The sequence below is a fragment of the Microcoleus sp. S13_C3 genome (assembly GCF_036700905.1).
Taxonomy (GTDB): Bacteria; Cyanobacteriota; Cyanobacteriia; order Cyanobacteriales; family Microcoleaceae; genus Microcoleus.
Genome location: NZ_JAUBPT010000060.1, coordinates 20,088 through 44,675 on the forward strand (window position 1 = coordinate 20,088; position 24,588 = coordinate 44,675).

Consider the following 24,588-nt stretch of genomic DNA (forward strand, 5'->3'; position numbering starts at 1 on the left):
GTAGATGGCGGTTTAGCCTTGGGTGGGGGCGGGTTTATGAAATTATGGGTTTTAGGCAATTATTGTTGGTGAAACCCCCCCCTACAATCCTCGATCGCAGCTTGGAACTTTTACAAAATTTTACCAGATTAAGAATTGGCCAGGGGCAGCACTAAACTAGCGACAATTAAATTGTTTTCTAACATTTCTATAGAAAAGTTTCCCCCCATTAAGTCTACTGCTCGCTGACAAATTAAGAGATTTTGCACGATCGACCTATGGGAACTAGAAACCGCTAATATATCGGGTTCGGAACCGCCGTTGAAGGCAGCAATTAACTGTCGATCGCACGCGCCGCTATCGATCACAGACAATTCTAACAAATCTTCCCCCAACAACTCAGAGCGAATCTCAATCTTGGCGCCAACAGCAGAGCGTCTGCAAGCCGTCGCCAGCAATTCGCACAGTATCAAATCCAGCTTGATACAGTCCCCGCGAACGCTCAAAGTCTGGCCAGCAGGCATCGACACAGCAGTTTCTCTGTGCACATCCAGCAAGACTTGCGACTGTTTGACCAGGGGGGCCGTTCGATCGAGCGATCGCCTCAGCCAAGCGCTCACAGCCACCGCATCTTGTGCGAATTGCAGCCGCCAATGTTCCTGTTTCAGCAGCAAATGAGTTGACCCCAAAGCATTGCCCATTTGCCGCAAAACCTGTTGGTATCGCAACATTTTCAGAGCATCCTTTTGTTCCTTCGCCGACTGCAAAATCGACTGACTCAACTCCCCCAACTCCTTCACCCCCGCTCCCACCGTGCGGTAAAACTCCTCAAAACGGCGCTGTTTGTACCAGTTGAGCAACTCCAGATCCAATCGCTGCGACTCGGCGGCAGATTGCACCGCCAAATACCTGCGCCACCAAGCCAACTGAGACGCCATCGAGCTGAGTAAACTCACCGACAACTCCGACCATTGGCGGCCCGGAGCGTCTGCAGCCACCACAACGCCCACCGGAGCGTGTTCTGGGGCCGTCCGCAGCGCCACCGTCATAATCTCGCCAATTCCCGGACTGCGGAGCCACCGCTTTGTCGCCAGTGGCAGTTGGCTCGTGCTCTGTTGCACCACGCAGTTAGCAGCCAGGGTTTGTTGGATCAAAGCATCTGTTTGGACAGGAATCACCGCCTCGGGATTGAGGGCAAATACGGGATTAGCAGCTACCGTCGCCACGATGGAACCTTCCTCATCACCGGGATTCCAAGTAATTACGGCTACTAAAGGACAGGCAATTGTCTGGGAAACGTGTTGAGCAAAGTTACGATCGAGCTTTTGTAACGGCAACTCTGGGAACAGCGTCGGTGAAGCAGCAGATATCTCTTGCTCAGATTGCTCATCAGGAGAATGGTGCAAAACCGCCAAACCCGATTTGAGCGATCGCTCAAATTGCTGATATTTGTCGATTGCCGAACTCTGCTGCCACGAGTGCAGGATCAATCCGAGTTGTTCGCCCACTAGCCGAACTAATTCTTGCTCAGATCGCCTCCAAGTGCGAGTTGCACTGTGCCCGACAACCAGCAAACCCTCGATCGATTTGCGATTGGCGATTTTCGATTTGAGATTGGGGTTTTCTCCCTCTGGCTTTTTCGCCCGAGTGCTCGATGCCAACAGCGATCGCACCCCAGCTTCCCCCAACACTTCCCGCCAAGCGCCCAACCGCCCGTCTTCCTCCCAATTTTCAATAGCTAGAGGTGCACTTTCTTGCAACAGCCCCACGTCAGCCACATCGAGGGCGTTGAGTGGCGACGGCACTGGCCTGCGATTGCGGGGCAAATGTTGGCAGACAATTTCAAAGCGATTTTGTTCTTCGCCGTACAGCAGCAGCAAAAAGTATTCGCATTTGAGCCGATCGCACAACTGTTCGGCGGTATTTTTCAAAGTCGCCTCCCAGTCAGCATCGCTGTAGATGGCGTGAGCTATTCCGGCAGTTAAATCTCGATCGATCTCTGTTTGTTGAATTTTCTCCTCCATCTCCGACATAGGAGCCGTCAGAGCCACTAACTGCGCCACTCCCCGCAGGTAATGCTTTTCATTGTCTTGCCAAATCCGGGGTTCGCTGGCTTCGACTGCCAAAAATCCCAACAATTCCCCTTCCGAAACAATCGGCGCAGCCAACAGAGAGCGAGCGCGGATTTGCTGCATCAACCGCCCTGTCAGCTCAGTTTTCAGAGAACTTTGAGATTCACCGATCCAAACCATTTCTTCCCGGCCTAAAGCCTGATAAAATTCGCCCAAGTCTTGGACGGTGATGCCCGAAGCCGGTCGGCCGGGCCCGCCCAAACCCGGAGTAACTTCGCGGTTGCTGACTCGGCGCCAAAAATAGCGCCGCTCTCGCTCGAACCAATAAACATTGGTGCGCGTCGGCTCGATAAATTCATGAGTTTGTTCGACCACCGCTTGCAAGTATTGGTCGAGCGATCGCAATTCCCCCAACTGCGAAATCAGCGCAAAAAGAGACTCGTCTGGGTGTTTAACTTGTTGTCGCTGCCAGTCTTTTTCTATTTGGTAAAGAGCAGTTGCCAGCGCTCCAAATACGATCGCCAACTGCGTTTTTTCCCCCGACTTTGGCGACGCTCCCCATACCTCAGTTCCGAGCAAAATCACGCCGTAGCAGCGGTCTTTGTAGCGCAGCGGAAACAGAGTCGTGCCTTGAATATTGAAAGTTTGAGCTGCTTTGCGCCATTCTCCGGCTCGGTTTTCCGATCGCAAATCCGGAACTCCCACCGGGCGGAGCTGAATCACCACTTGTTCGAGCAAATCCCCCGGACTGAGAGCAAACCGCTGTTTGAGAAAAGACAGGTCGCCGTTAGGAGTTATGCCGCCTTTCCCGAACAATCTGTGGGCTTGTCGATCGTACAACCCGATCCAAATCAACCGCCAGTCAAATTCCGTTTGCAAGTAACCGAGTGTGGTCGAAAGTAGCACTTCAACATTCTCCTCTTCTCGGAGAGTCTGGAGAACGCGCTCTAGGGTCGCGATTTGTTCGTCTAAATCCTTTGGTCTTTGCTGCTGCCCCATTTCCAAGCTTCCCCGCACCTTGTCTAATTTAAAATTACTAGCTTAAAAATTCAAAAAATTAAAATGCAACAGAGTCAACTTATAATATAATCGTCTCACTTATGCTTCAATCTCAAACATTGGATAAAGTCGATCAAAGTTGAAGTAAAAACTTCGCCTTCCCTGCCTGCTCGTGAATATTTTTATTTTCCTTCTCCTTTCTAATTTGTAAATTGCCCCAGTAGAAATCATTGGATATTTATCAATCAAGTGTACGCCCGCTGTTGTTTTCCGTATTGAAAACCGATGCCGAGTGGGTGCACAACCGCACTCTCCAACTTCTCGAACTCGCAGCCAGAACCCAGTCAAACCCCGCCACCAGCCAAATACTCTCTCGATTGCAGAAATCTTTGGGAGTCCAAGATTCTCGCCTCGAACAATCTTTGTGGGGACTGAGCTTTAACAATCCTGTCGGCTTGGCCGCCGGATTTGATAAAAACGGCGTAGCTGCTGACATTTGGGCAAATTTTGGCTTTGGCTTTGCCGAACTCGGCACTGTCACTTGTCAACCACAGCCGGGAAACCCCCAACCTCGCTTGTTTCGCTTGACGGAGGACAGTGCAGCCCTCAACCGCATGGGATTTAACAATCAAGGAGCTGCGGCAATGGCAGCCCGGTTTCAGGCCGCACAGAAACCGTCCCCACTCGATGCCCAGCGCCCCATGCCTCAGTCTCGGTTCCCCTTGGGCATCAATCTCGGTAAATCTAAGGTAACACCGTTAGAGCAAGCAGCAGCCGACTATTTGGAGAGTTTTAAGCTGCTGAAAGATTGGGGCGACTATTTTGTAGTCAACGTTTCGTCTCCGAATACGCCTGGGTTGCGATCGCTCCAAGATGCTGCTGGGCTTAGCACAATTTTGGAAATTTTGCAACAAGAAAATCAGGGAATCAAGCCCATTTTAGTCAAGATTGCGCCGGATTTGGAGTCCGAGGATCTCGTATCAATCCTCGACTTAGCAAAAACCTACCAACTAGCAGGAATTATCGCTACAAATACCACCATCCGCCGCGATGGATTGAAAACACAAATATTGCGAGAAACAGGCAAACCAATCGCCGAAGAAGCCGGGGGAATTAGCGGGCTTCCTGTGCGGGAGCGATCGACAGAAGTAATCCGATTTATCTGGCAATATACAAAAGGCGAATTACCTATAATTGGAGTTGGTGGCATTTTCACCGCCGAAGATGCTTGGGAAAAAATAGCCGCCGGTGCGAGTTTAATTCAAGTTTACACTGGTTGGGTTTACGAAGGGCCTTGGATGGTGCGCCGGATTCTCCAAGGTTTGTTGCAAAAGTTAGAAGAACACGGATTTAGTTCTATTTCTGAGGCAGTAGGTTCGGACAATCAATAGACATAGGAGTGAAAAGCAAGTCTGGCAGGCAGGATGCCTGCCCCACAAGAATTGTTGAAGAAATCTAATAAATTCTTGCAGCAGGATTTACGCACCGACTCTAACGAGTTACAGCAGTTTTTAGCAATATGAGGTACAGTCTGGCGTGGGGCATGGGGCATGGGGCATAGGGCATGGGATTGCCCCCTGTACCTCATAAATCTGCAATCTGCTGTATTACCGCTTGAATAATAATCGGCCCTGCATCCATCGGAGCTCTCACAAAATGCACCGTACAACCAGCAAATTTTACACCAGATCGCAGCATCCGCGAACAAGTACGCATTCCTTTAAATGCGGGCAGTAAACTGGGATGGCAATTAATCACGCGATTCCACCATTGCTCGACAAACCAAGGTGATAAAAGTCGATTAAAATCAGCAAGGCAAATAAATTCTCTCCCGTACTCTTGTAAAACAAGATGAAGTTTCCGGTCAAATGTCTCGCGATCCGGATAATCTTCGTGATTAATTATCAGCATCGACAGACCTGCCTGTTTCACTCGCTCGATCGCCAGTTCGTTATTTGCATTAGAAATTATCAAAGCAATTTCAGCATCAATATTACCCTTTTTGCATCCTTCGATTAGTGCATTGAGCAGCCATCCACTCCCGGAAATAATCGCCGCCACTTTTAGCATCTGATTAACTCTTGAAATTTCCTTATAAAGGCACTAGCCGATCGCTGTATTTGATCAAAACTTTATAATCTCGATCGTACCACGCCCTAGGTATCATATCTTGAACTTGAGCGACATCAACAAGCTGGCTTTTCGTTCCGTAGGCAGATTCCGTTTCATAGATGATTTTTTCCTGGAGAATTATCTCTCGCTTGAAGGGAAAAATCATCATAGGAACACCGTATTTTTGCAGGGGAGGCAAGTAGTTTTCAAGTAAGGAAATATCTACCGGATAGCCTCGACAAAGGTCAACGGTTGAATAAACTGCAACTATCAATTTACCGTCTATATATGTCCAGCCAGCTTCATACAACTTGCTGATGTTTAGACAGTCTTTATAGCAGTTGATTGTGCCTCGTTGAGGATGATACACAGGAATCAGCCATTCAGGGGCTTTGTTAATTGCTTGTGCTTTTGCTTTCCGATCGTGATAGTGAGCTTCTCCAACAGCTAACCAGCTTTGGCAGTCTCGTCTAATATCCATGAGTTCACCCAGAATCTGACTCACAGTGCGATCTCTAAAAAAACTATCAGCCAACACCATACCAACAGTTTCCTAACACTAATACTACAAAATGTTTTTGTTTTTCCTCGATTTCAATTAGTATTACATCAAAAGTAAATCGGGTATCGGAATCTTCAATAATCTTAACAACTCGATTTAGCTAAGACGCATCTAATCAAATATTTCCGCTAACTTCAAAGCATTAACTTGAGCTTGAGCTTTATGCAGCGACTCCTGCCATTCCCTTTCCGGATCGCTATCAGCAACAATCCCCGCACCCACTTGTCCCCAAACAACTCCCCCCGTCGTACCGTCACTTTTTGGTGCATATAAAAGGGTGCGAATCAAAATATTTAAATCCAGGTTGCCGCGCCAGTCCAAATAACCGCAGGAACCGTAAAATAAATTGCGCTTCACTGGTTCCAATTCTTCGATGATTTCCAGACAGCGCACTTTCGGACAACCTGTAATCGTACCCCCCGGAAATACCCCTCGAATTAAGTCGATCGCGTCGCAATCTCGTCTTAATGTACCGATAACATTACTGACGAGGTGCATCACGTGACTGTAGCGTTCAATCGTCAGAAATTCGTTAACTTTTACCGAACCCCATTCACACACCCTCCCGATATCGTTGCGCTCTAAGTCAACTAACATAATATGTTCGGCTCTTTCTTTGATATTCTCTATTAATTCCTGTGCTAATTGCTCATCTTGAATGGAGGTTAAACCTCGCGGTCTCGTTCCCGCGATCGGTCTAGTATCCACTTTTTTTCCTAATAATTGAACCAGTCTTTCCGGCGAACAACTAACTATCGCCCCCCACGGAGTTTGCCAATAACTTGCAAAAGGCGAAGGATTGATCCGTTGCAAAGCGCGATAAATTGACCAACTACTGCAATCTGTACGGGATTCAAATCGCAAAGATAAATTAGCCTGAAAAATATCGCCCGCATGAATATACTTCTGAGCTTTTCGCACTATTTCTTTATACTCACTCTGAGATAATTGGAAAATAGGAGTAGCGGAATTTTGTTGAGAATTTTTCGGTAAATTATTCTGGATTATTTCACCCTCGGTTTGCTCTAATTGATGCTGCATAACATCGAGGTGAGAAGGTTGACTAGCAGCCAACCAGAGAATTTGCGTTTGATGGTCTAAAACCGCAAAAGATTCTGGTTCGTACCAACAGCTAACCGGGAAAGGAAGCGGATCGTTATTGAGTTGGGGCAGGTGTTCGATTTCCCATGCTAAATCATAACCTAGCCATCCCAACCAACCCCCCGTAAAAGGAATTCCCGGCGGTAAATTCACTGCTAAATTTTGCTTTTGAGAGTCCAAAAGAGCGCGCAAAAAAGGTAATATTTCACCGACTGGTGGTGTCCATAGCTGAGATTGACCATCAATTATCCGGGGAGAACCTGCACAAATAGAATATCGTGCTAAGTTAGTAGAAGATGTAACTGGACTTTCTAGCAGAACAGCCATATCGCGGGGGGAACAATCCGATATTGAGCTTGCACTGTCGGCGGTTTTACCGAGAAATAAAATTTGAAAAATCTCAGATCCGCTGCGTTGATTTAGGGGAAGCTTGCGCCAATGCCAATGTTGTATTTGTTTCATAATAAATTGCACTATGGTTAACACTTTCAGGACTTACGCAACGAGTCAATTTTGACACTATCGTTTTTTTAGTAAGGTGCACAGTTCGCACCCTACTAAAACCGATTACCAGCGTTATCTCAGCCATTACTTACCACTTTCCAAACATCTCGGTTTGCTTCTTTTTTGAGGCGTATCCAGCCCCTAACGGAGTTAATGAGAAATAGAGTTTCGGTACGGCGCAAATCATCTAAGGTAATTAACTCTTCTCTGATTTTTCCCTCCTCTAAAAGTTGAGAACGAAACGTCCCCGGTAATAAACCGCACTTGACGGGAGGTGTGATTAGACCTGCGGGCGTATCGATCGCGATATTGGCGATCGTGGATTCGGTGATCACTCCATCTTGATTCCACAGAAAGACATCCTGATATTGGGGCTGCGACTCCAAAGCCATTGTATAAGGCAATCGGTAAGTTGTCTTGTGGTAAAGAAATGGGCTTTGAGAGTCGATCGGTTTGCGGGCAATTCCCACAGATGCACCGATTTTTAAGATACCGCTATCTAGGGTCTGAGCTTGTAATGTTATGTTTCCCTCACAAGATATTGTTAACCGTATTTTTTGTTTGACTGACCCGCAATTCATACTTAATGCTTGTAAAGCTTTCCTTGCTTCTGTTAGCGATAGAGGGAAATTAAAATAATCAGCCGATCCCTCTAATCTTTGAAGATGTCTGTCTAGCAAAAAATAGCCGTTTTTTGGTTGCCATAAAAGTGATTCCAGCAATTCAAAGTTTGGGTGGTGTTGAATCATATTTTTGTCAATATAACATAATGTAAATTCGGGAACAAGACAATGATTAGACCCGCGAAGCGGTCTGTTTGTGTAATTATATAGGAAGTTAACTTGAATTTATGTTGCCTAAATCCTTTAGATTTCAATGGCGCCTTGTCATCGGGCTGTTAATATTAACCTCAGCGATCGCACCTCTAGCCCTCAACTACTACGTCCGATTTGTTACCCGCAACTACCGCCACAGCGATATAGCTAATGTGCCGGCAGAACCCATTGCTATAGTTTTTGGTGCCGGACTTTGGGAAGACGGCACTCCAAGCCCCATGTTAGCCGATCGAGTCCAAGCAGCCGTCGATTTGTACAAAGCGGGACGAGTGGACAAACTTTTGATGACAGGAGACAATAGCAGCGTCGATTACAACGAAGTCCAAGCCATGCAGGACTACGCCGAAGCCCAGGGCGTACCGATTAATAATATCATTCTCGATTATGCCGGATTTAGTACCTATGAAAGTTGCTACCGGGCGAAAGAGATTTTTGGCATAACCAAGGCGGTTTTAGTTACCCAAAACTTTCACTTAGCCCGCGCTGTTTATACCTGCCGCCAGTTAGGCATACAGGCGATCGGCTTAGGAACGCCGGATTGGGGCAAATTTCGCCAAAAGGGCATGATTCGCTACACTTTCCGCGAATTTTTGGCAGTCATCAAAGCGCTTTGGGAAGTGCGTGTTACCCGTCCAGAACCGACTTTTTTGGGGCCGTTTGAAGGAATTCAAGAAAAGTGATAAGTGGTCTGTTGAAAACTTTAGTCCTTGCTTTAAGGACGAAAGTCTTCACTAAAAACGGGTTTTCTTACAACTAACCGGACATCATGTAAGTCCGGGAGTTGTAAGTTTTGAGTTAAACAAAACTTACAACAAAACTCACAAATCATAGCTTGCCCGTTGCGGTAGTGTTCCATAACTTACTCGCGTTTGGAAAGTCCTGCCAGCGACCAAGTTAGACTCACCATCATTAAGCGTGCTAGAGCCTTCAAACCATCTTCACCGTGATTTTCAAATGCTTGAGACTCGGTTTGAGAATTATCATTTTCTGGCAAGTCTTGAGGGGCTGCTGCTGGTTCTTCAAACTCCGCTTTGTCACAAGATTCTTCAAGACTGACTTGTGACTGATGATTTTCTTTTTCTCTCATTTTATGAGTCACCTCCTTGAGTTACTGCATACATAACCCATACTACAAATATAAATTGTTTGTTTCCGGCATTTGGCGATCGAAGTTTTCTTACATGGCGATCGTAATCAGCAAGTGACGTGATACCCATCACTTAATTGTTATTTTTACTTACTAGCGATGTTTTCACAAATCTGCTACAGTTAATACCTAACAATCAATGTGACGCTCAGTGACATCAAATTGAAACTAAGCCTCGGAAAACTCAGAATAAACTAAGAAAATAAAGGGGTAGAGCTGATGGGAATTTATCTCGATACTGCAATTGTAGCAGAAGCAAAAGAGGCGAGCCAGTTCGGCTGGCTTTCGGGAATTACTACTAATCCAACCCTCCTGGGAAAAAGCGATTTATCTCCCGATGTGACGCTCACACAACTGGCGAAACTTATTCCGGGGGAAGTGTATTATCAGCTAACTGCATCTGATTTTGATGGCATGGTAGCAGAAGGAAAAGCGGCTTTTGAATTAATTGGACAGCAAACAGTTTTGAAAGTTCCAGCAACGGCGGCTGGTTTTCAAGCAGTAGCGCATTTGTCACCAGAAATTCCTTGCGCGGTGACGGCGATATACAGCGCCTCACAAGCAGTTGTTTCAGCAGAAGCGGGGGCAAAATATGCGATCGCCTACGTGAATCGCGCCACCAGATTATTGGGAGACGGTTTTGCGTTAGTGCGGGATATGGCAAATGTGTTGCAGAGAACTAATACTGAAATTTTGGCAGCTAGCATTAAATCGCCGGAAGAAGCGGTGAAGACTTTATTAGCTGGCGCCCATCATTTGACATTGCCTTTTGACGTGTTGCAGGCAATGACAGTCCACGAATTGTCCCAGCAAACTGTTGATGAATTTGCCAAAAACGGGCGGGGAATTAGTTATTAGATTTTGGAACACAGAAAACTTGATTAATTCTGGAGCAAGTATCATTCGCTCGCTGACTGCATATGAGTTTGGCTATTTTGTCTACTGTTGGTAACATTTGTTGATAAATATGGCTTTTATGAACTCAAAGTTATGACTTTTATGAATTGACTTTGAGAGCTGCTTATTGAATAATTTCCATCAACCGCAGGGATATCCAAACTTGTACTCTTAAATGTCAGGGCTTATGACTATTACTCGCGTCTCAGTTGACTCAGCAGGCATCTCTGACCCAGCAGGCGATGTGCAGGGCAACCGTTACTCGGTCAAATCATCCATCTCCGGTGATGGGCGGTTTGTGGCGTTTACACTTCAACAATCCATCTTCCGAATCGGAGATCCGAACAATAATATTAACAATAGCGACGACATCTTCGTGCGCGACACGCTCACCAATACCACCACCCGCGTTTCTGTTGACTCAGCCGGCAATCCGGGGAACGACAGCTCCTACGACCCCTCCATCTCTGCTGACGGAAGGTTTGTGGCGTTTCAATCTGATGCCACCAACCTCGTGCCGGGGGACACAAATAATAACAACGACATCTTCGTCCGCGATTTGTCAACCAACACCACAACCCTCGTCTCAGTCAGCTCCAGCGGCGATCGGGGGAACAAGTTTTCCGGGGATCCCTCCATATCGGGCGACGGGCGGTTTGTGACGTTTTCATCTACAGCCTCCAACCTCGTGCCGGGGGACACTAACAATGAGGAGGACATCTTCGTCCGCGACTTGTCAACTAATACCACCACCCTCGTCTCTGTCAGTTCTAGTGGCGCTCCCGCGAACGACTACTCCTCATTCCCCTCCATCTCTGCCAACGGGCGGTTTGTCACATTTTACTCTTTTGCCACCAACCTCGTGCCTGGGGATACTAACGACAGTCGCGACATTTTCGTGCGCGACTTGTTGACCAATACTACTACCCTTGTCTCTGCGAGTTCCAATGGCGAGATCGCCAACCGCGGCTCCATCCGTGGCTCTATTTCTGCTGACGGGCGGTTTGTGGCGTTTTCATCTCGTGCCACCAACCTCGTGCCGGGGGACACTAACAATAGCGATGACATTTTCGTGCGCGACTTGTCAACCAATACCACCACTCGCGTCTCTATTTCCTCAACAGGCAATCAGGGCAACCAAGATTCCGGGTCCGCCTCCATATCCGCTGACGGGCGGTTTGTGACGTTTTCATCTGAGGCCTCCAACCTCGTGCCAGGGGACACTAACAATAAAGAAGACATCTTCGTGCGCGACTTGTTAACGAATACTACCACCCGTCTCTCTGTTGACTCAGCAGGCAATCAGGGGAACAGCGACTCCGAGTTCCCCTCCATCTCGGCCAACGGGCAGAAAGTAGCGTTTTCATCTTTTGCAGCCAATCTCGTGCCGGGAGATACCAACAACGGCCCAGACCTCTTTATTGCTGACATAGGCAGCGCTCCCGGCGGCATCAATAACTCTCCAAACGCCATCAACGGCACGAACGGCAACGACAACCTGATAGGCACTCCCAGCAGCGATAATATCAGCGGTTTAGACGGCGATGACACACTCACCGGTTTGCGAAGCAACGATATCCTTGTCGGGGGCGGCGGCAGCGACAACTTGTCTGGCGGCAAAGGTTTTGACACCCTCAACGGCGGTTTGGGAAACGATATTCTATTCGGTGGCGCGGGCAACGATCTATTTGTTTTAGGTGCGGGGTTGGGAGTTGATACAATCTCTGACTTCACCAACTCTCAAGATACCATTCAATTAATCAATGGCTTGACCTTCGGACAGCTATCAATTTCGCCGGGAACTAACGGCACATTAATTAGAGTAGCCAGCAGCGGTGAAGTTTTAGCTGCTTTGACAGGCGTTGCTCCCAATTTTATTGGCTCTGAAGATTTCGTCTCTGTTTAGATATCTGCCCATTCTCAATTGTCTGCTGTGTTCTTTCGCCGAAGCTCTGACTTTTACTCAAAGAGCGCGATCGAACTTCGCCAACAATCCATCAATCGCTCATCAATTTACCAAAGTTGCAATTTTAGTGTGAGGACTTATGACTATTAATCTTGTCTCAGTTAGCTCAACAGGCGATCGGGCAAGCGCCTTCTCTAACCGTCCCTCCATCTCCGCCGACGGGCGGTTTGTGGCGTTTGCATCTGCTGCCTCCGATCTCGTGCCGGGAGATACTAACAATAATGGCGACATCTTCGTCCGCGACTTATCAACCAATACCACCACCCTCGTCTCAGTCAGCTCCAGCGGCGATCGGGGGAATAGCAACTCCTTTTTTCCCTCCATCTCCGGTGACGGGCGGTTTGTAGTGTTTTATTCTGATGCCACCAATCTCGTACCGGGGGATACTAACAACCAACGCGACATCTTTGTCCGCGACTTGTCAACCAATACAACCACCCTCGTCTCAGTCAGCTCCAACGGCGATCGGGGAAATGGCTCTTCCTCCGCCGATTTCTTCTCAGGGCCCTCCATCTCCGCCAACGGCCGGTTTGTGGCGTTTGCATCTAATGCCTCCAACCTGGTGCCCGGGGACACCAACAATGCCCCCGACATCTTCGTGCGCGACTTATCAACTAACACCACTACTAGCGTCTCAGTCAGCTCCAGCGGCGATCGGGGGAACCGCAGCTCCTACTCTCCCTCCATCTCAGCCGACGGGAGGTTTGTGACGTTTTCATCTGCGGCCACTAACCTGGTGCCGGGAGACACTAACGCTGACAACGACATCTTCCTGCGCGACTTGTTAACCAACACCACTACCCTTGTCTCTGTCAGTTCCAACGGCGCTCGGGCCAACGGCTTTTCCTCCCTTCCCTCCATCTCCGCCAACGGGCGGTTTGTGCTATTTGAATCTGATGCGTCCAACTTGGTGCCAGGGGACACTAGCAATAGCAACGACATCTTCGTGCGCGACTTGTCAACTAACACTACTACCCTTGTTTCTGTCAGTTCCAGTGGCGAGCGCGGCAATTTACCCTCCCAGTTCTCCTCAATCTCAGCCGACGGGCGGTTTGTAGCGTTTGGATCTGATGCCCGCAACCTCGTGCCGGGGGACACAAACAATACCACCGATGTCTTCGTGCGCGACTTGTTAACGAATACCACCACCGGCGTCTCTGCCAGTTCCAGCGGCGCTCAAGCCAACAATGTCTCCTCTACTCCCTCCATCTCAGCCGACGGGAGGTTTGTGGCGTTTGTATCTGAAGCATCCAACCTCGTGCCTGGTGACACTAACAGGGTTCAAGACGTATTCGTTTCTGACACCGGCAACGCTTCAGGCGGCATCAATAACTCTCCAAACGCCATCAACGGCACGAACGGCAACGACAACCTGATAGGCACTCCCGGCAGCGATAATATCAGCGGTTTAGACGGCGATGACACACTCACCGGTTTGCGAAGCAACGATATCCTTGTCGGGGGCGGCGGCAGCGACAACTTGTCTGGCGGCAAAGGTTTTGACACCCTCAACGGCGGTTTGGGAAACGATATTCTATTCGGTGGCGCGGGCAACGATCTATTTGTTTTAGGTGCGGGGTTGGGAGTTGATACAATCTCTGACTTCACCAACTCTCAAGATACCATTCAATTAATCAATGGCTTGACCTTCGGACAGCTATCAATTTCCCCTGGAACTAACGGCACATTAATTAGAGTAGCCAGCAGCGGTGAAGTTTTAGCTTCTTTGACAGGTGTTGCTCCCAATTTTATTGGCTCTGAAGATTTCATCTCGGTCTAGAGATGGTAAACTGTCCTTTGTTAAATCACTTTTACTCAGGGAACATGATTAAACTTGGCAAACTATCCCTCGCATTAGTAGGCACATTTATTGCAGTTTTGCAACCAGCATTTACCGCTAATTCACAAGAAAGCAACAGCGAATTTAGCAAACTTCAATCCTTATTAGAAGCCAAAAAATGGTACGAAGCAGATCAAGAAACAGTCTCTCTGATCCGCAACAACCCCGCCAATCTGTCTTGTCCGAACCTCCGCGCGATCGATCGGCTGTGGATGCAATCGAGCAACGGCAAATATGGATTGACTCCACAGTTAGAGATTTGGCAGAAAGTCGGCGGTTCTAACTGTCGCACTTGCGAAGGTCAAATTCAAGATTTTAGCAAGCAAGTAGGATGGAACATGAGCTCGCAAGTAAGTCCTATACCAGGGGAGTTTCCTGCCCAGTATCCAACTGTTGCTTCATTAAGTTGGCAAAGTTATGTTGACAGCGATAAAAGCATAACTAGGTACAGTCTTTTTGCGGGCGCGCAGACATGGCAAGCGTGGAGAGTTACAGAATTTAACTTGTTTTCTACTTTTGCCAATTGCGGCAAGTAACAGTTGTAGGGCGGGCAATGCCCAGACTTCCACGTCGGAGTCGGGATGGGATTTCTCGCTCGCCTCGACTCTTCAATCTCAAATCTAAAATCTAAAATCTAAAATAGTAGGACTATGGCATTCGCCAAATCTTAATAGTGCGATCGGGACTGCCACTCACAAAAGTCTTGCTATCTCTGGAAATAGCCACAGAACTCACAAACTGACTGTGACCAGAAAGAGTGCTTCTTTCTTTTCCCGTCTTCAAATCCCAAACTATAATATCTCCGCCCCCGCCGATCAAAGTGCGGTTGTCCGCGCTAAAGGCGATCGTCCTCACCCAACTCGAATGCCCTTTAAAAGTGCGGGTGCGCTTCCCGTCTTGCACGTTCGACAAACGGATCGTGTCGGTGCTAGCACTCGCCACACTTTTCCCGTTCGGGCTAAAAGCTACAGCATTAACCGCGCCCCCGTGACCTGTGATAATTCTTCTGACTTCTCCGGTGCCGAGATTCCACAAGCGAACAGTTTTGTCATCGCTGCCGCTAGCGAGAGTTTTACCATCCCTGCTAAAAGCGATCGCGTTTACTCCTCCGGCGTGGCCGCTCAAAGTCCGCAACCTGCTGCCGGTTCTGACATTCCACAAGCGAATAGTTTTGTCATCGCTGCCGCTAGCGAGAGTTTGACCGTCCGTGCTAAAAGCGATAGCATTGACGGCGGCTGTGTGAGCGGGAATCGTCCGCATCCGTCGCCCCGTCTTCAAATCCCAGAGAATCACCTTATTGTCGCCGCCGCCGCTGGCCAAAATCGAGCCGTCCGGGCTCACCGCCACCGTCTTGACCGATTTTTTAGAATGCACCGAATTGAGAGGAGGCCGCACCAGGCGTCCCGTCCTCACATTCCAAATTCTAATCGTCCCAAGGCTTGCGCTCACCAAAGTTTTACCGTCAGACGACAGGGCGATCGCATTTACACCCTCGACATTATCCAAACTTCTTTGCAAAAACTGAGTGCTAGGTAAAGTAGAAAGCAGCCACACCGGGTTTGCTGGAAACACCCCGTAACGCAGCGAACCGTAAATTTGAGACGCCCCAATACTCACCATCAAAACAGCCGTGCCCGCCAGCAACTTCTTTTTCCAATCAAAAACATCTTTCTCGGTCTTGTTCAATCCCGAATCCAGAGGTCTGAGGCGGTTTCTGGAACTCTGCTTCTTCGGCCCAGCCTCCCCGGCCGTTGCGCGAATTTTAGTTTGCCCCGTCGTCGGCAACTGAGTGGGCAACTGACTTTCCGCGCCGTCGAGATTAATTTCCTCCAAGCACTGCAAAACCATCTGGGGACTTTGAGGTCGATTGCCCGGAAAAGGCGCCATCAGGTAATCGATCACATTAGCCACGGGGTCGGAAACTTGAGGAGCTCCTTTGCGCCACATTAATCTGCCCGTGCGGGGATTTTCTGGAAACGCAGTCGGCGGCTTTCCAGTCAGCAAATAAACAAAAGTGCGGCCCAGAGCAAAAAAATCTGACTGCGGAACAGCCTTGCCATTAGTTTGTTCCGGCGGCGTGTAGCCGGGAGAAACAATACCAGTCACATTTTGTCCCTGGCCCACCTTAGCGAAATAAGTCCCCGACACTTCCCTAGCAGTCCCGAAGTCTATCAGCACTAACTGCCCGTTGGGCTTGCACATAATATTGTGCGGCTTGATATCCCGATGAAAATAGTTGAGTCGGTGAACTTGGTCTAAAATTTCCGACAGTTGTTTGAGCCAATTCAGAGCTTGTTCTTGACTGATCGGGCGGCCCCGATGTTTCAGCCAGTCTTGCAAATTGGCCCCAGCAATTTTCTCCATCACCAGACAGTGAAAAGACTCTGTGCTGTGAGCTGGCGTAAATGTAAAATAACCGTCGCGATCGACTTTTGGAATACCTGGATGTCTCAGCCTGACCAATACGTCGGCTTCTTGCTTAAAAAGTTCTACAGCTTTGGGATGGTCTTTGAGCAGGACTTTTAGCACTTTTCGGGCGCCGTTGTCGTCCACTTCAAATGTTCTGCCAAAGCCACCGTTTCCGAGAGGCGTGACTAGCCGATATCGACCTTCCAACAAAAGTTGAGACCCGCAGTGGATACACACGGATTTGCCAGAGTTGGCTGGATCGGAGGGATTCGGGCATTTGGGATTGAGGCAATAACTCACAGAAGCCACATAACCCTGATTGAGGTTGCTCTATCAAGTTTTACTTGGACACTGCTCTACAAAACTTGGCTAAACTTATCTAAGCTTCACCATTCAACTAGAAGTATTTTCTAGAGGGTCTGATTCCTGCTTCTGCCAAGAGAGTCGGCTCTTACTTGTCCACAGGCGTAAATTCGGGTGGAGCAGCACCCTATTTTTGAAGTCTGTACAACTATTTATTATTGTGGAAGCTTTTAGCCCTTCTTTAACCATTATTTTCAACCAATTTAACGAATCGTGGTATCCCGTTCGACCTTTTTATAGGCTGGTCAGTTTTAAATCGACCGTGGTTTACTGCTACACAAAACTTGGCTAAACTTATTTAAGCCTCACCATTCAATCAGAATTACTCCTGAAGGGTCTGTTTCCTGCTTCACCCAAGGGAGTCGGCTCTTTCTTGTCCACAGGCGTTAATTCGGGCGGAGCAACGCCCTAATGAATTAATTTTAGTTGAAGCTTGTAGCCATGAGTCATCCACTATTTTCAACCAATTTAACGAAACGCGGGCTCCCGTTCTACCTTGTGACAGGCTGGTCATTTTTGACTTGCACGCTCGGTTTACTCTCCCAGATAATTAAGCCTTTTTTTCGGCATTGATTTAATCATACCGCCCAGAATGTTAATCAGTCAAGTTAAGTATGACTAACTTTGGTGAACTTTTTGGCTATGCAAGTCCAACTCAGTTTTCAACTACTTATGACGATCGTAGCACACCTAGTAAAAGACTCATGAGCACCCTTGATTGAAATCTTGCAGCGTCTCTGAAGTCAAGGGAGGTTTGAGTCTCGCTTGACTTCAGCATCCCGTGTTTTTTATAACCGGGGACACTGCGATCTAACGATCGGGTTGAGGCCAAAGGTTTTGTTGTTTGTCACAGCCGATCGAGGTCACAAATCCCTGACTGACAGCACATAAGTAGTAGGACACAATTAATTACACAAAAATTTGGGCTACAAGCCTTGTCTAGTAAAGAATCAGCAAAAAATCAGTGTGTAATTAATTCTGTCCAATTACTTAATGTACAAACAGACCAGAACTAATAACGAGAGAGCAGCCACATTTCAATTGTACGATCGCAACCACCATTCTCGAAGAAATAAGTGAGAGTGGGCGAGGGGGAGAGTGGGAGAGTGGGGGAGTGAGGGAGTGAAAAAATCTGCCTTCTTCCCTCTTCCCTCTTCCCTCTTCCTTCCCGATAAGAAAGCCTTTTAAACAAGTCCCTCAATTACTGGATGGAAGTAGAACGCCAGCGCCAAAACCGTATAAGCTGCCAACAGCAAAGTACCTTCGAGCCAGTTAGAGTTGCCATCAGAACTGATAGAATTGGCGATCAGCACCGACACCGCAACTGCTACAAGTTCAAACGGGTTGAAATTCAAGTCCATCGGTTTGCCCAAGACAAAACCTGCCAAAACCAACACCGGGGCAACAAACAAAGCAATTTGCAAACTCGAACCCACGGCCACAGAAACCGACAAATCCATTTTATTTTTCATCGCCACCGTCACCGCCGTCGTATGTTCGGCAGCATTGCCAATAATCGGCACTAAAATCACCCCGGTAAACAGTGATGTCAGCCCCAAACGCGCCGTCGCTTCTTCGAGAGTACCCACCAACAGTTCCGACTCGACAGCTACCATCAGGGTACAGGCCAACAGTACCCCAATCCACAGCGGCAGATTGACTTTGTGGTCAGGACTGTCTGGTGCTAAGTTACTTTCGGCTAAATCTTCCAGCATTTCTATTTCTGCCACCCCTGCATCGTACAGATAACTGTGGGTTTTCATCGAAAACAGCAGCGTCAGCACGTAGACGACAATCAGGACTATAGCAACAGCGCTAGAGAGGTTCTGCATAGTTGCCGGAGGGATGCCAATAGAGGTGGCATTAACTGCAGTTGGCACCAAAATGGCAATCACGGCTAAGTTCATCGCTGAAGCATTCAACCGGGCGACTGTCGGCTGAAAATCTTGTTCTTTGTAGCGCAAGCCGCCCAGCAGCATTGCCAATCCCATCACCAGCAGCAGGTTGCTCATAATTGAACCGGTGATGCTGGCCTTGACAACATCTATGAGTCCAGCGTTGAGGGCGACGATGCCGATAATCAGTTCCGTGGCATTTCCGAAGGTAGCGTTCAGCAAACCCCCCAAGTTGGCACCGAGGACGACGGCGATTTCTTCGGTGGCCGTGCCCATCCACGCGGCTAGAGGGATGATGGCTAAAGCCGAGGTGATAAAGATGGTGGAGGATTCCCAGCCGAGAAAGTGTCCGGCGATGGAAACTGGGATAAATAACAGCAGGCTGGAAATAATTGTATTTGTGTTTAGCATTTAGATTCTCAAAAGCTGCCAACCGTCAATCATAGCCTGTGACCAAATGAAAAAAAGGGTGAGGGCTTGGGATTTGGGTGTTCGCTTAAAGCTGGGGGTGGGCGATCGGGCGATCGCTGCATTGCGGCTTTCACGGATGTGACAAACTAAGAGAGGGATTTGTTTAGTCGATCGGTTCAATGGATTTTTGTATTCGATTAGCTTCCTTAGAAGACATTCCTAAGCTGACAACTTTAATTCCTGATTCTGCTAGAGCTTGTGCCTGCAGGCTACTATAGTTCAGAGCAGATTGAAGGCGCACTGGGGATAGTTTTTGCGGTTGACATTCAACTAATTCTAGACCAAACATTCTTTGTTGCTCAGAACAATAACCAAACAATTGTTGGTTGCGGTGGTTTGAGTAAGCGTAAAACGCTTTATGGAGGTTATTCAGGCAAAAATAATCCAGAAGACAGCCTCCTCGACCCAGACAGCGACTCGGCAAAGATTCGTGCATTCTTTGTTCATCCAGCATGGGCACGTCGAGGAATTGGAAGTCAGATTATGCGAGTATGTGAACTGGCTGCTGAGCGTGCTGGATTTAAGGAAGTTGAGATGATTGCGAGGGAGCATCTCATATTTGTAAAAATACTTCTTCTGGCTCCTTCCTTCTTGTGGCTCCTTCCTTCTTCCTCTTTCCTTCTGCCTCCTGCCTCAAAACTCCAATTTCTAGCTTGGCCGCAAAGGTGAGATGCTCCCGATTGCGACGCTGGCGGGAGAGCCATTTTACACAAAATTTGACTATCAGGTGATTGAGCGGTTTGAAATTTCTTTCCCAAACAGTCAGTTTCTCCCCGTTGTCCGTATGTTTAAGAGCTTGGAGCGCAGCCCGTAAAATATGAGGCATAATAAAATCAGTTTCGCTTAAATGCGATGGTAAATCAATGAGATGACAACAAAAAAAGCCAATAATTATCAGCCATGTCAATAAAAGTAGAAGTCGTCCCGCACGATCCCAATTGGCGAAGCGCCTTTGAAACGGAGTCGAAACTGATTGCACTTGCACTTAGGGAAAATGTGGTTGCTATACATCACATTGGTAGCACAGCTATTCCCCAAATTCATGCAAAGCCGATCGTCGATATGTTAGTTGAGATTAAAGATATTCTTAAACTCGATACACAGAGTTCAGAAATAGAGGCATTAGGTTATCAAGCAATGGGTGAGTTTGGAATATCCGGTCGTCGTTATTTTCGCAAGGGTAGAACCCACCATATTCACAGTTTTGAAGTTGGTTCACCGCAGAGAGAGCGCCACTTAGCGTTTCGAGATTATATGATTACCCATTCTGAAGCCGCGCAGGAATACAGCGAACTAAAGAGAAAACTGGCCCAAAAATACCCTGATAATATTCACGCCTACATGGACGGAAAAGATGGGTTCATTAAAGAAATCGATCTGAAAGCGGCAAAGTGGCGAGCATCTCATTAAAATTATGATATTGGAAGTGGCAATTCTTGATGTTAAGCCTAATATGACGGGAGCAATATAACATATGATTGATATCGGTCTCACACACATCGCACTGCCCGTTTCAGATGTCGATCGCACTATCGAATTCTACTCCAAGTATGCTGGAATGCAGGTCGTTCACCGCCGCATCGATGCAGAAGCAGGAGTTGCTGTGGTCTGGATTTCCGATCGCACTCGCCCTTTTGTAATTGTGCTAATTCAAACAGACTCCGTACATCCCGTTCTGTCTCCCTTGGCACACCTCGGAGTAGGTTGCAAAAGCCGCGAATATATGGATTCCCTCTGCGACAAAGCACGTCAAGAAGGCGTGCTGCTTGAGGAACCAAAAGATTCTGGATATCCGATCGGCTACTGGGCTTTTTTGCGAGACCCGGACGGTCACACGCTGGAACTATCCTACGGGCAAGAAATCGGATTTACAGTGGAGAAAGCTACTTAAAGTTATAATAAACAAATCGCCCTCCAAACCCGATCGTTTCTCATCGGGAAATAGACTGGAGAATCAAGTCAGGAACCTCAGCCTAAAGGCATGAGGCTTGGAAGAGAAATCTAACAAGCCGTTCTGACCAGCCTAAGTCCGCAAGCGGACTATGTTTTTTGAGTCACGATACCGGAGAATGCGTAGCTAGTTTTCCGCTCTATCGCTCAAGGTTAAACAGTTCTAAGGTCACTGGAACAGTGCTTTGGGCCTAACAAGCTCACTAAACTTTGGCGAAGCTAACGTTACCCAAAAATTGGATGGAGACAACCATATCTCCAATGGAGGGGCAACCATACCCCTCCGCTCCGAAAGGGGTTTTGATTTAATGTAAAGCCGTCCTGGAAGGACGGGGTTTCTAACCCAGCAATTTTGATGACTGCAGCAATCATCGCACCACCCAGAAAAGAATCACCTCTTCTGTTTGAGGGACTCACTTGGAGAGAGTTCAAAGCAGTTGAGCAATTGTTAGACCGTCCAGGATATCGACTTTCTTTCCTGGATGGAGTTTTGGAGATTAAACTAATGCCTGGAGAACCCCACGAAACCGTTAAGAAGAGAATTGCCGCATTGTTGGAGCTTTACCTGCTGATGGCGGGGTTTGACTTTACTCCAACTGGTTCAATGACTCTGGAAAGTGAAACGGGAAAAGTCAAGCGAGAGGCGGATGAATCTTATAAACTTGCTCCCGGTCGTAGGCTACCCGATTTGGCGATCGAGATCGTGTTTTCCAGTGGCGGGATCGACAAGCTGGAGGCATACAAGCGGCTGAAAATTCCTGAAGTGTGGTTTTGGGAAGATGGATTGTTAGAGGTTTATCACCTACGGGGAGAGGGGAATACACTTCATTATGAAAAGGTTTCCAGTAGTGAGGAGGTGAAAGGGATCGATTTGGATTTGTTGTTACGCTGCATTAATATGGTGAATCATGTTGATGCAGTTAAGACTTTTCAACAAGCACTCCAAAAATAGCTGGGATTAAGAGACTTCTCCAAAAAAGCAGGTTTTGAACAGGCATCCTGCCTGTTCCACGATAATTATGGGAGATGTCGAATAGATCGTCGCGCACCCTTTAACCACCTCTGTTCGCATCTCAATATCCGCAACAAGCAATGAAAAATACCAAATGACACAAGTTGTAATTGTCGGATCGGGGCCAACTGGTGTGGCACTTGCTTTGCTGCTGGTAAAACGAGGTATTCGCACAACATTGATTGAGGCGGCAAAAGATTCGTATCGAGTGTTTCGCGGTGAAGCGTTAATGCCCAGCGGATTGGATGCGATCGCCCAAATGGGTTTATCCACAATGCTCAAAGGTGTTCCACACCGACAAATTGATGCCTGGGAGTTCATTGTGGGCGATCGGCAGTTATTTCGAGTTGATGAGCCAATTGGGTCAAATCGACCTTGTACGCTGGTATCGCAACCGCCCTTGCTAGAAACACTAATTTCAGAAGCTCAGTTGCATCCAGAGTTTGAATTTATCCAAGGTGTTCCCGTAAAAGATTTACTGTACAGCAACGATCGCATTGCGGGTGTAAAGCTAGGAGATGGGCGAGAAATTCCTGCTGCACTTGTGATTGGTACAGATGGTAGAAACTCGGTTGTAAGACAGCGTGCAGAATTAGAGTTAGTAAAACAGCATAATAGTATAGATGTTCTGTGGTTTAAACTTGCCGCCCATCCTCGGTTTGTGGCGGATAATGTATTTTATTCCATCCTGAATGGGGGTAGCGGATTCAGTGTCTTTCATGGGGCAGAATCAGGAAAACTTCATCTGGCTTGGGTGCTATCGGCAGATGACAAAACCGATCGGAAACACACAGACTGGGCAGAAACTTTCGCATCGCTATCTCCTGCGTGGATGGCAGAACATTTCCGCAACTGTGCCGATACGATCGAATCTCCGATGCGATTATCTGTTGTGGTTGGTCGCTGTCCGCGCTGGCATCGACCAGGAATCATACTTTTGGGGGATGCGGCACATCCCATGTCTCCGGTTCGCGCTCAAGGAATTAACATGGGGTTCCGCGATGTAATTGTTGCTGCCAATCACCTTGTACCTTTATTGAAAGCAGGGGCTAATTACGAGGATATTGACTTAGCATTATCGCGGATTCAGGCAGAACGCGAACCCGAAATTATTCGCGCCCAACAACTTCAAGCACAAGAAGCGTGGAAAGGCGAACAACTGCGAAAAAATGGATTATTGCGTTTATTGATGATGCAAGCTGCTCCGTTTTTGGGTGAAAAAATTAAACAATTTTGGGTAAAAGGACAGTATGAGTTGCGCCAAGGAGTAACAGAGGTAAAATTGGTTGTTTGAAAAGAGGAAATTGAAACCTGACTTACCCGTCCAAACCAAAGAAACCGGGTTTTTACCTTTTCTGCGATGCTCTAATATCAATTCAGGTTGTATCGGAATGATTGAACCACAGAGGGCACAGAGGACACAGAGAAAGAGAAGAGAGGGATAATAATTCCGATGTTAACGGATTTGATATAACCGAGTATTTTTGCGAAAAATCCGGTTTCTGACTACCCGTGCCTCCAGGACTATAAAACTTAGGAGAAGTTTTTATGCGATCGACAAATATCAAAGGACCGATCGGCACTATTCATCTCATCGAAGCCAGCCCCCCTGTCACCGCAGCGGAGTCGGAACCGCTGCCGGTGGTGTTCGTGCACGGTATGACGGTTTCTGCGAGCATCTGGGATGCCCAGCTTGCTCATGTAGCGCGTACCCGACGCGCGATCGCCCTTGATATGCGGGGACACGGTGATTCTGCACCGCCGGAGGACGGCAACTATGCGCCCGCCACCTGTGCAGCGGATGTTTTCGCGGTACTGGATGGGCTGGGACTCGATCGAGTGGCGATCGTCGGCCACAGTTTCGGTGCTTGTATTGCCCTCGCCACAGCAGCTACCGCACCGCACCGCATCGCGCAGTTGATCCTGGCAGACGCACCTGGAGATTTTACCAAGGTGCCTGCAGAGGTGCACGAGGCACGGATCGTCCCCTACCAGAGGGCTCTGGAGACGGATGATTGGCGGGCTGCTGTGGAAACCAGCTTTAACGAGGCGCTGACAGGAAGCAGGGCCCATACGCGCGATCGGATTCTCGCTTGCTTGGCGGCGACTCCACAGGATTGCCTGTGCGGAATGTCTCGCGGGATGTTTGCCTTTGAAGCTGTTGATGCTCTCGATCGCTACCTAGCAGCCCCTGGAACACGGGCTCACGCCATTATTGCTCCCTCAAACACTTTTCCGTTCAGCCTCCACATTCTCCGTCCCACACTGACGACAAGTACGATCGCCGATACTGGACACTGGCTGATGCTGGATGCGCCGGAGGCCTTTGCTAGGGAACTTGATATCTGTTTGGAAGGTGTTTAATATATAGACTTTCTCAGTAGCATGAGGTGTTCTTGGGCATTGGGCATTGGGCATTGGGCATTGGGCATTGGGCATTGGGCATTGGGCATTGGGCATTGGGCATTGGGCA

At 48.0% G+C, this 24,588-nt stretch carries 22 protein-coding genes; 12 read left to right on the top strand and 10 right to left on the bottom strand.

Features of this window, described 5'->3' with window-relative positions:
• Positions 1-128: 128 nt before the first annotated feature.
• Complete coding sequence (locus QUA16_RS17685; protein WP_333104704.1) at positions 129-3,050, bottom strand: GAF domain-containing protein; 2,922 nt, start codon at positions 3,048-3,050, stop codon at positions 129-131.
• Between the two features lie 230 nt (positions 3,051-3,280).
• Here QUA16_RS17685 and QUA16_RS17690 point away from each other — a divergent pair, with 230 nt between their 5' ends.
• The gene (locus QUA16_RS17690; protein ID WP_333104706.1) at positions 3,281-4,441 is read left to right on the top strand and encodes a quinone-dependent dihydroorotate dehydrogenase; all 1,161 of its coding nucleotides are present in this window, start codon (positions 3,281-3,283) and stop codon (positions 4,439-4,441) included.
• A gap of 193 nt (positions 4,442-4,634) precedes the next feature.
• Here the strand turns inward: QUA16_RS17690 and purN are convergent, their stop codons facing one another.
• The 4 genes from purN to QUA16_RS17710 form a co-directional block, all read right to left on the bottom strand.
• Positions 4,635-5,120, bottom strand: a complete 486-nt coding sequence (gene purN / locus QUA16_RS17695) for a phosphoribosylglycinamide formyltransferase (protein WP_333104707.1) — start codon at positions 5,118-5,120, stop codon at positions 4,635-4,637.
• 22 nt (positions 5,121-5,142) lie between these two features.
• Positions 5,143-5,667 (bottom strand): hypothetical protein, encoded by a 525-nt coding sequence (locus QUA16_RS17700; RefSeq protein ID WP_333104708.1) that lies wholly within the window; start codon positions 5,665-5,667, stop codon positions 5,143-5,145.
• A 168-nt stretch (positions 5,668-5,835) separates the two neighbouring features.
• Complete coding sequence (locus tag QUA16_RS17705; protein ID WP_333104709.1) at positions 5,836-7,287, bottom strand: anthranilate synthase component I; 1,452 nt, start codon at positions 7,285-7,287, stop codon at positions 5,836-5,838.
• Positions 7,288-7,406: 119 nt separating this feature from the next.
• Positions 7,407-8,078, bottom strand: coding sequence for an aminotransferase class IV (locus QUA16_RS17710; RefSeq protein ID WP_333104710.1), 672 nt, complete (start codon positions 8,076-8,078; stop codon positions 7,407-7,409).
• Between the two features lie 101 nt (positions 8,079-8,179).
• Between QUA16_RS17710 and QUA16_RS17715 the strand changes: the two genes are divergently transcribed.
• Positions 8,180-8,845 carry an ElyC/SanA/YdcF family protein gene (locus QUA16_RS17715; protein ID WP_333104711.1) on the top strand — a complete coding sequence of 222 codons (666 nt, stop codon included), beginning with the start codon at positions 8,180-8,182 and terminating at the stop codon, positions 8,843-8,845.
• 179 nt (positions 8,846-9,024) lie between these two features.
• Here the strand turns inward: QUA16_RS17715 and QUA16_RS17720 are convergent, their stop codons facing one another.
• A complete protein-coding gene (locus QUA16_RS17720; protein WP_333104712.1) occupies positions 9,025-9,252 on the bottom strand; it encodes a hypothetical protein in 228 nt (75 codons plus the stop codon).
• A gap of 279 nt (positions 9,253-9,531) precedes the next feature.
• Between QUA16_RS17720 and QUA16_RS17725 the strand changes: the two genes are divergently transcribed.
• The 4 genes from QUA16_RS17725 to QUA16_RS17740 all read left to right on the top strand — a co-directional run bounded on the left by QUA16_RS17725 (position 9,532) and on the right by QUA16_RS17740 (position 14,551).
• Positions 9,532-10,170: a transaldolase family protein gene (locus tag QUA16_RS17725; protein WP_333104713.1), complete on the top strand. Its 639-nt coding sequence runs from the start codon at positions 9,532-9,534 to the stop codon at positions 10,168-10,170.
• A gap of 226 nt (positions 10,171-10,396) precedes the next feature.
• Entirely contained in the window at positions 10,397-12,115 is a 1,719-nt protein-coding gene (locus tag QUA16_RS17730) for a calcium-binding protein (RefSeq protein ID WP_333104714.1), read from the top strand.
• A 139-nt stretch (positions 12,116-12,254) separates the two neighbouring features.
• On the top strand, positions 12,255-13,955 hold the full coding sequence (locus QUA16_RS17735; RefSeq protein ID WP_333104715.1) for a calcium-binding protein: 1,701 nt from the start codon (positions 12,255-12,257) through the stop codon (positions 13,953-13,955).
• A gap of 44 nt (positions 13,956-13,999) precedes the next feature.
• Positions 14,000-14,551: a GUN4 domain-containing protein gene (locus QUA16_RS17740; protein WP_190745799.1), complete on the top strand. Its 552-nt coding sequence runs from the start codon at positions 14,000-14,002 to the stop codon at positions 14,549-14,551.
• A gap of 112 nt (positions 14,552-14,663) precedes the next feature.
• Here the strand turns inward: QUA16_RS17740 and QUA16_RS17745 are convergent, their stop codons facing one another.
• The 3 genes from QUA16_RS17745 to QUA16_RS17755 form a co-directional block, all read right to left on the bottom strand.
• Positions 14,664-16,733: a serine/threonine-protein kinase gene (locus QUA16_RS17745; protein ID WP_333104716.1), complete on the bottom strand. Its 2,070-nt coding sequence runs from the start codon at positions 16,731-16,733 to the stop codon at positions 14,664-14,666.
• Positions 16,734-17,971: 1,238 nt separating this feature from the next.
• Positions 17,972-19,093 carry a calcium/proton exchanger gene (cax, locus tag QUA16_RS17750; RefSeq protein ID WP_333104717.1) on the bottom strand — a complete coding sequence of 374 codons (1,122 nt, stop codon included), beginning with the start codon at positions 19,091-19,093 and terminating at the stop codon, positions 17,972-17,974.
• Between the two features lie 163 nt (positions 19,094-19,256).
• Positions 19,257-19,607, bottom strand: coding sequence for a hypothetical protein (locus QUA16_RS17755; RefSeq protein ID WP_333104726.1), 351 nt, complete (start codon positions 19,605-19,607; stop codon positions 19,257-19,259).
• Between QUA16_RS17755 and QUA16_RS17760 the strand changes: the two genes are divergently transcribed.
• Positions 19,490-19,822: a GNAT family N-acetyltransferase gene (locus tag QUA16_RS17760; protein ID WP_333104725.1), complete on the top strand. Its 333-nt coding sequence runs from the start codon at positions 19,490-19,492 to the stop codon at positions 19,820-19,822. The genes QUA16_RS17755 and QUA16_RS17760 overlap by 118 nt on opposite strands.
• Here the strand turns inward: QUA16_RS17760 and QUA16_RS17765 are convergent.
• Entirely contained in the window at positions 19,707-19,979 is a 273-nt protein-coding gene (locus tag QUA16_RS17765; protein ID WP_333104727.1) for a hypothetical protein, read from the bottom strand. The genes QUA16_RS17760 and QUA16_RS17765 overlap by 116 nt on opposite strands.
• Positions 19,980-20,053: 74 nt before the next feature.
• On the opposite strand from QUA16_RS17765, the gene QUA16_RS17770 reads away from it, so the two are divergent.
• The 5 genes from QUA16_RS17770 to QUA16_RS17790 all read left to right on the top strand — a co-directional run bounded on the left by QUA16_RS17770 (position 20,054) and on the right by QUA16_RS17790 (position 24,479).
• Positions 20,054-20,563 (top strand): GrpB family protein, encoded by a 510-nt coding sequence (locus tag QUA16_RS17770; RefSeq protein WP_333104718.1) that lies wholly within the window; start codon positions 20,054-20,056, stop codon positions 20,561-20,563.
• 64 nt (positions 20,564-20,627) lie between these two features.
• A complete protein-coding gene (locus QUA16_RS17775; RefSeq protein ID WP_333104719.1) occupies positions 20,628-21,044 on the top strand; it encodes a VOC family protein in 417 nt (138 codons plus the stop codon).
• A gap of 414 nt (positions 21,045-21,458) precedes the next feature.
• Complete coding sequence (locus QUA16_RS17780; RefSeq protein ID WP_333104720.1) at positions 21,459-22,055, top strand: Uma2 family endonuclease; 597 nt, start codon at positions 21,459-21,461, stop codon at positions 22,053-22,055.
• 154 nt (positions 22,056-22,209) lie between these two features.
• Positions 22,210-23,409 carry an FAD-dependent monooxygenase gene (locus tag QUA16_RS17785; RefSeq protein WP_333104721.1) on the top strand — a complete coding sequence of 400 codons (1,200 nt, stop codon included), beginning with the start codon at positions 22,210-22,212 and terminating at the stop codon, positions 23,407-23,409.
• A gap of 254 nt (positions 23,410-23,663) precedes the next feature.
• On the top strand, positions 23,664-24,479 hold the full coding sequence (locus QUA16_RS17790) for an alpha/beta hydrolase (protein ID WP_333104722.1): 816 nt from the start codon (positions 23,664-23,666) through the stop codon (positions 24,477-24,479).
• Positions 24,480-24,588 lie beyond the last annotated feature (109 nt).

What these genes read in the sequence shown, in the direction of transcription:
- QUA16_RS17685 (WP_333104704.1), bottom strand. Translation starts at nt 3,050, where the DNA reads ATGGGGCAGCAGCAAAGACCAAAGGATTTAGACGAACAAATCGCGACC.
- purN (WP_333104707.1), bottom strand. Translation starts at nt 5,120, where the DNA reads ATGCTAAAAGTGGCGGCGATTATTTCCGGGAGTGGATGGCTGCTCAAT.
- QUA16_RS17705 (WP_333104709.1), bottom strand. Translation starts at nt 7,287, where the DNA reads ATGAAACAAATACAACATTGGCATTGGCGCAAGCTTCCCCTAAATCAA.
- QUA16_RS17710 (WP_333104710.1), bottom strand. Translation starts at nt 8,078, where the DNA reads ATGATTCAACACCACCCAAACTTTGAATTGCTGGAATCACTTTTATGG.
- QUA16_RS17715 (WP_333104711.1), top strand. Translation starts at nt 8,180, where the DNA reads ATGTTGCCTAAATCCTTTAGATTTCAATGGCGCCTTGTCATCGGGCTG.
- QUA16_RS17720 (WP_333104712.1), bottom strand. Translation starts at nt 9,252, where the DNA reads ATGAGAGAAAAAGAAAATCATCAGTCACAAGTCAGTCTTGAAGAATCT.
- QUA16_RS17725 (WP_333104713.1), top strand. Translation starts at nt 9,532, where the DNA reads ATGGGAATTTATCTCGATACTGCAATTGTAGCAGAAGCAAAAGAGGCG.
- QUA16_RS17730 (WP_333104714.1), top strand. Translation starts at nt 10,397, where the DNA reads ATGACTATTACTCGCGTCTCAGTTGACTCAGCAGGCATCTCTGACCCA.
- QUA16_RS17735 (WP_333104715.1), top strand. Translation starts at nt 12,255, where the DNA reads ATGACTATTAATCTTGTCTCAGTTAGCTCAACAGGCGATCGGGCAAGC.
- QUA16_RS17740 (WP_190745799.1), top strand. Translation starts at nt 14,000, where the DNA reads ATGATTAAACTTGGCAAACTATCCCTCGCATTAGTAGGCACATTTATT.
- cax (WP_333104717.1), bottom strand. Translation starts at nt 19,093, where the DNA reads ATGCTAAACACAAATACAATTATTTCCAGCCTGCTGTTATTTATCCCA.
- QUA16_RS17755 (WP_333104726.1), bottom strand. Translation starts at nt 19,607, where the DNA reads ATGCTGGATGAACAAAGAATGCACGAATCTTTGCCGAGTCGCTGTCTG.
- QUA16_RS17765 (WP_333104727.1), bottom strand. Translation starts at nt 19,979, where the DNA reads ATGCCTCATATTTTACGGGCTGCGCTCCAAGCTCTTAAACATACGGAC.
- QUA16_RS17770 (WP_333104718.1), top strand. Translation starts at nt 20,054, where the DNA reads ATGTCAATAAAAGTAGAAGTCGTCCCGCACGATCCCAATTGGCGAAGC.
- QUA16_RS17775 (WP_333104719.1), top strand. Translation starts at nt 20,628, where the DNA reads ATGATTGATATCGGTCTCACACACATCGCACTGCCCGTTTCAGATGTC.
- QUA16_RS17780 (WP_333104720.1), top strand. Translation starts at nt 21,459, where the DNA reads ATGACTGCAGCAATCATCGCACCACCCAGAAAAGAATCACCTCTTCTG.
- QUA16_RS17785 (WP_333104721.1), top strand. Translation starts at nt 22,210, where the DNA reads ATGACACAAGTTGTAATTGTCGGATCGGGGCCAACTGGTGTGGCACTT.
- QUA16_RS17790 (WP_333104722.1), top strand. Translation starts at nt 23,664, where the DNA reads ATGCGATCGACAAATATCAAAGGACCGATCGGCACTATTCATCTCATC.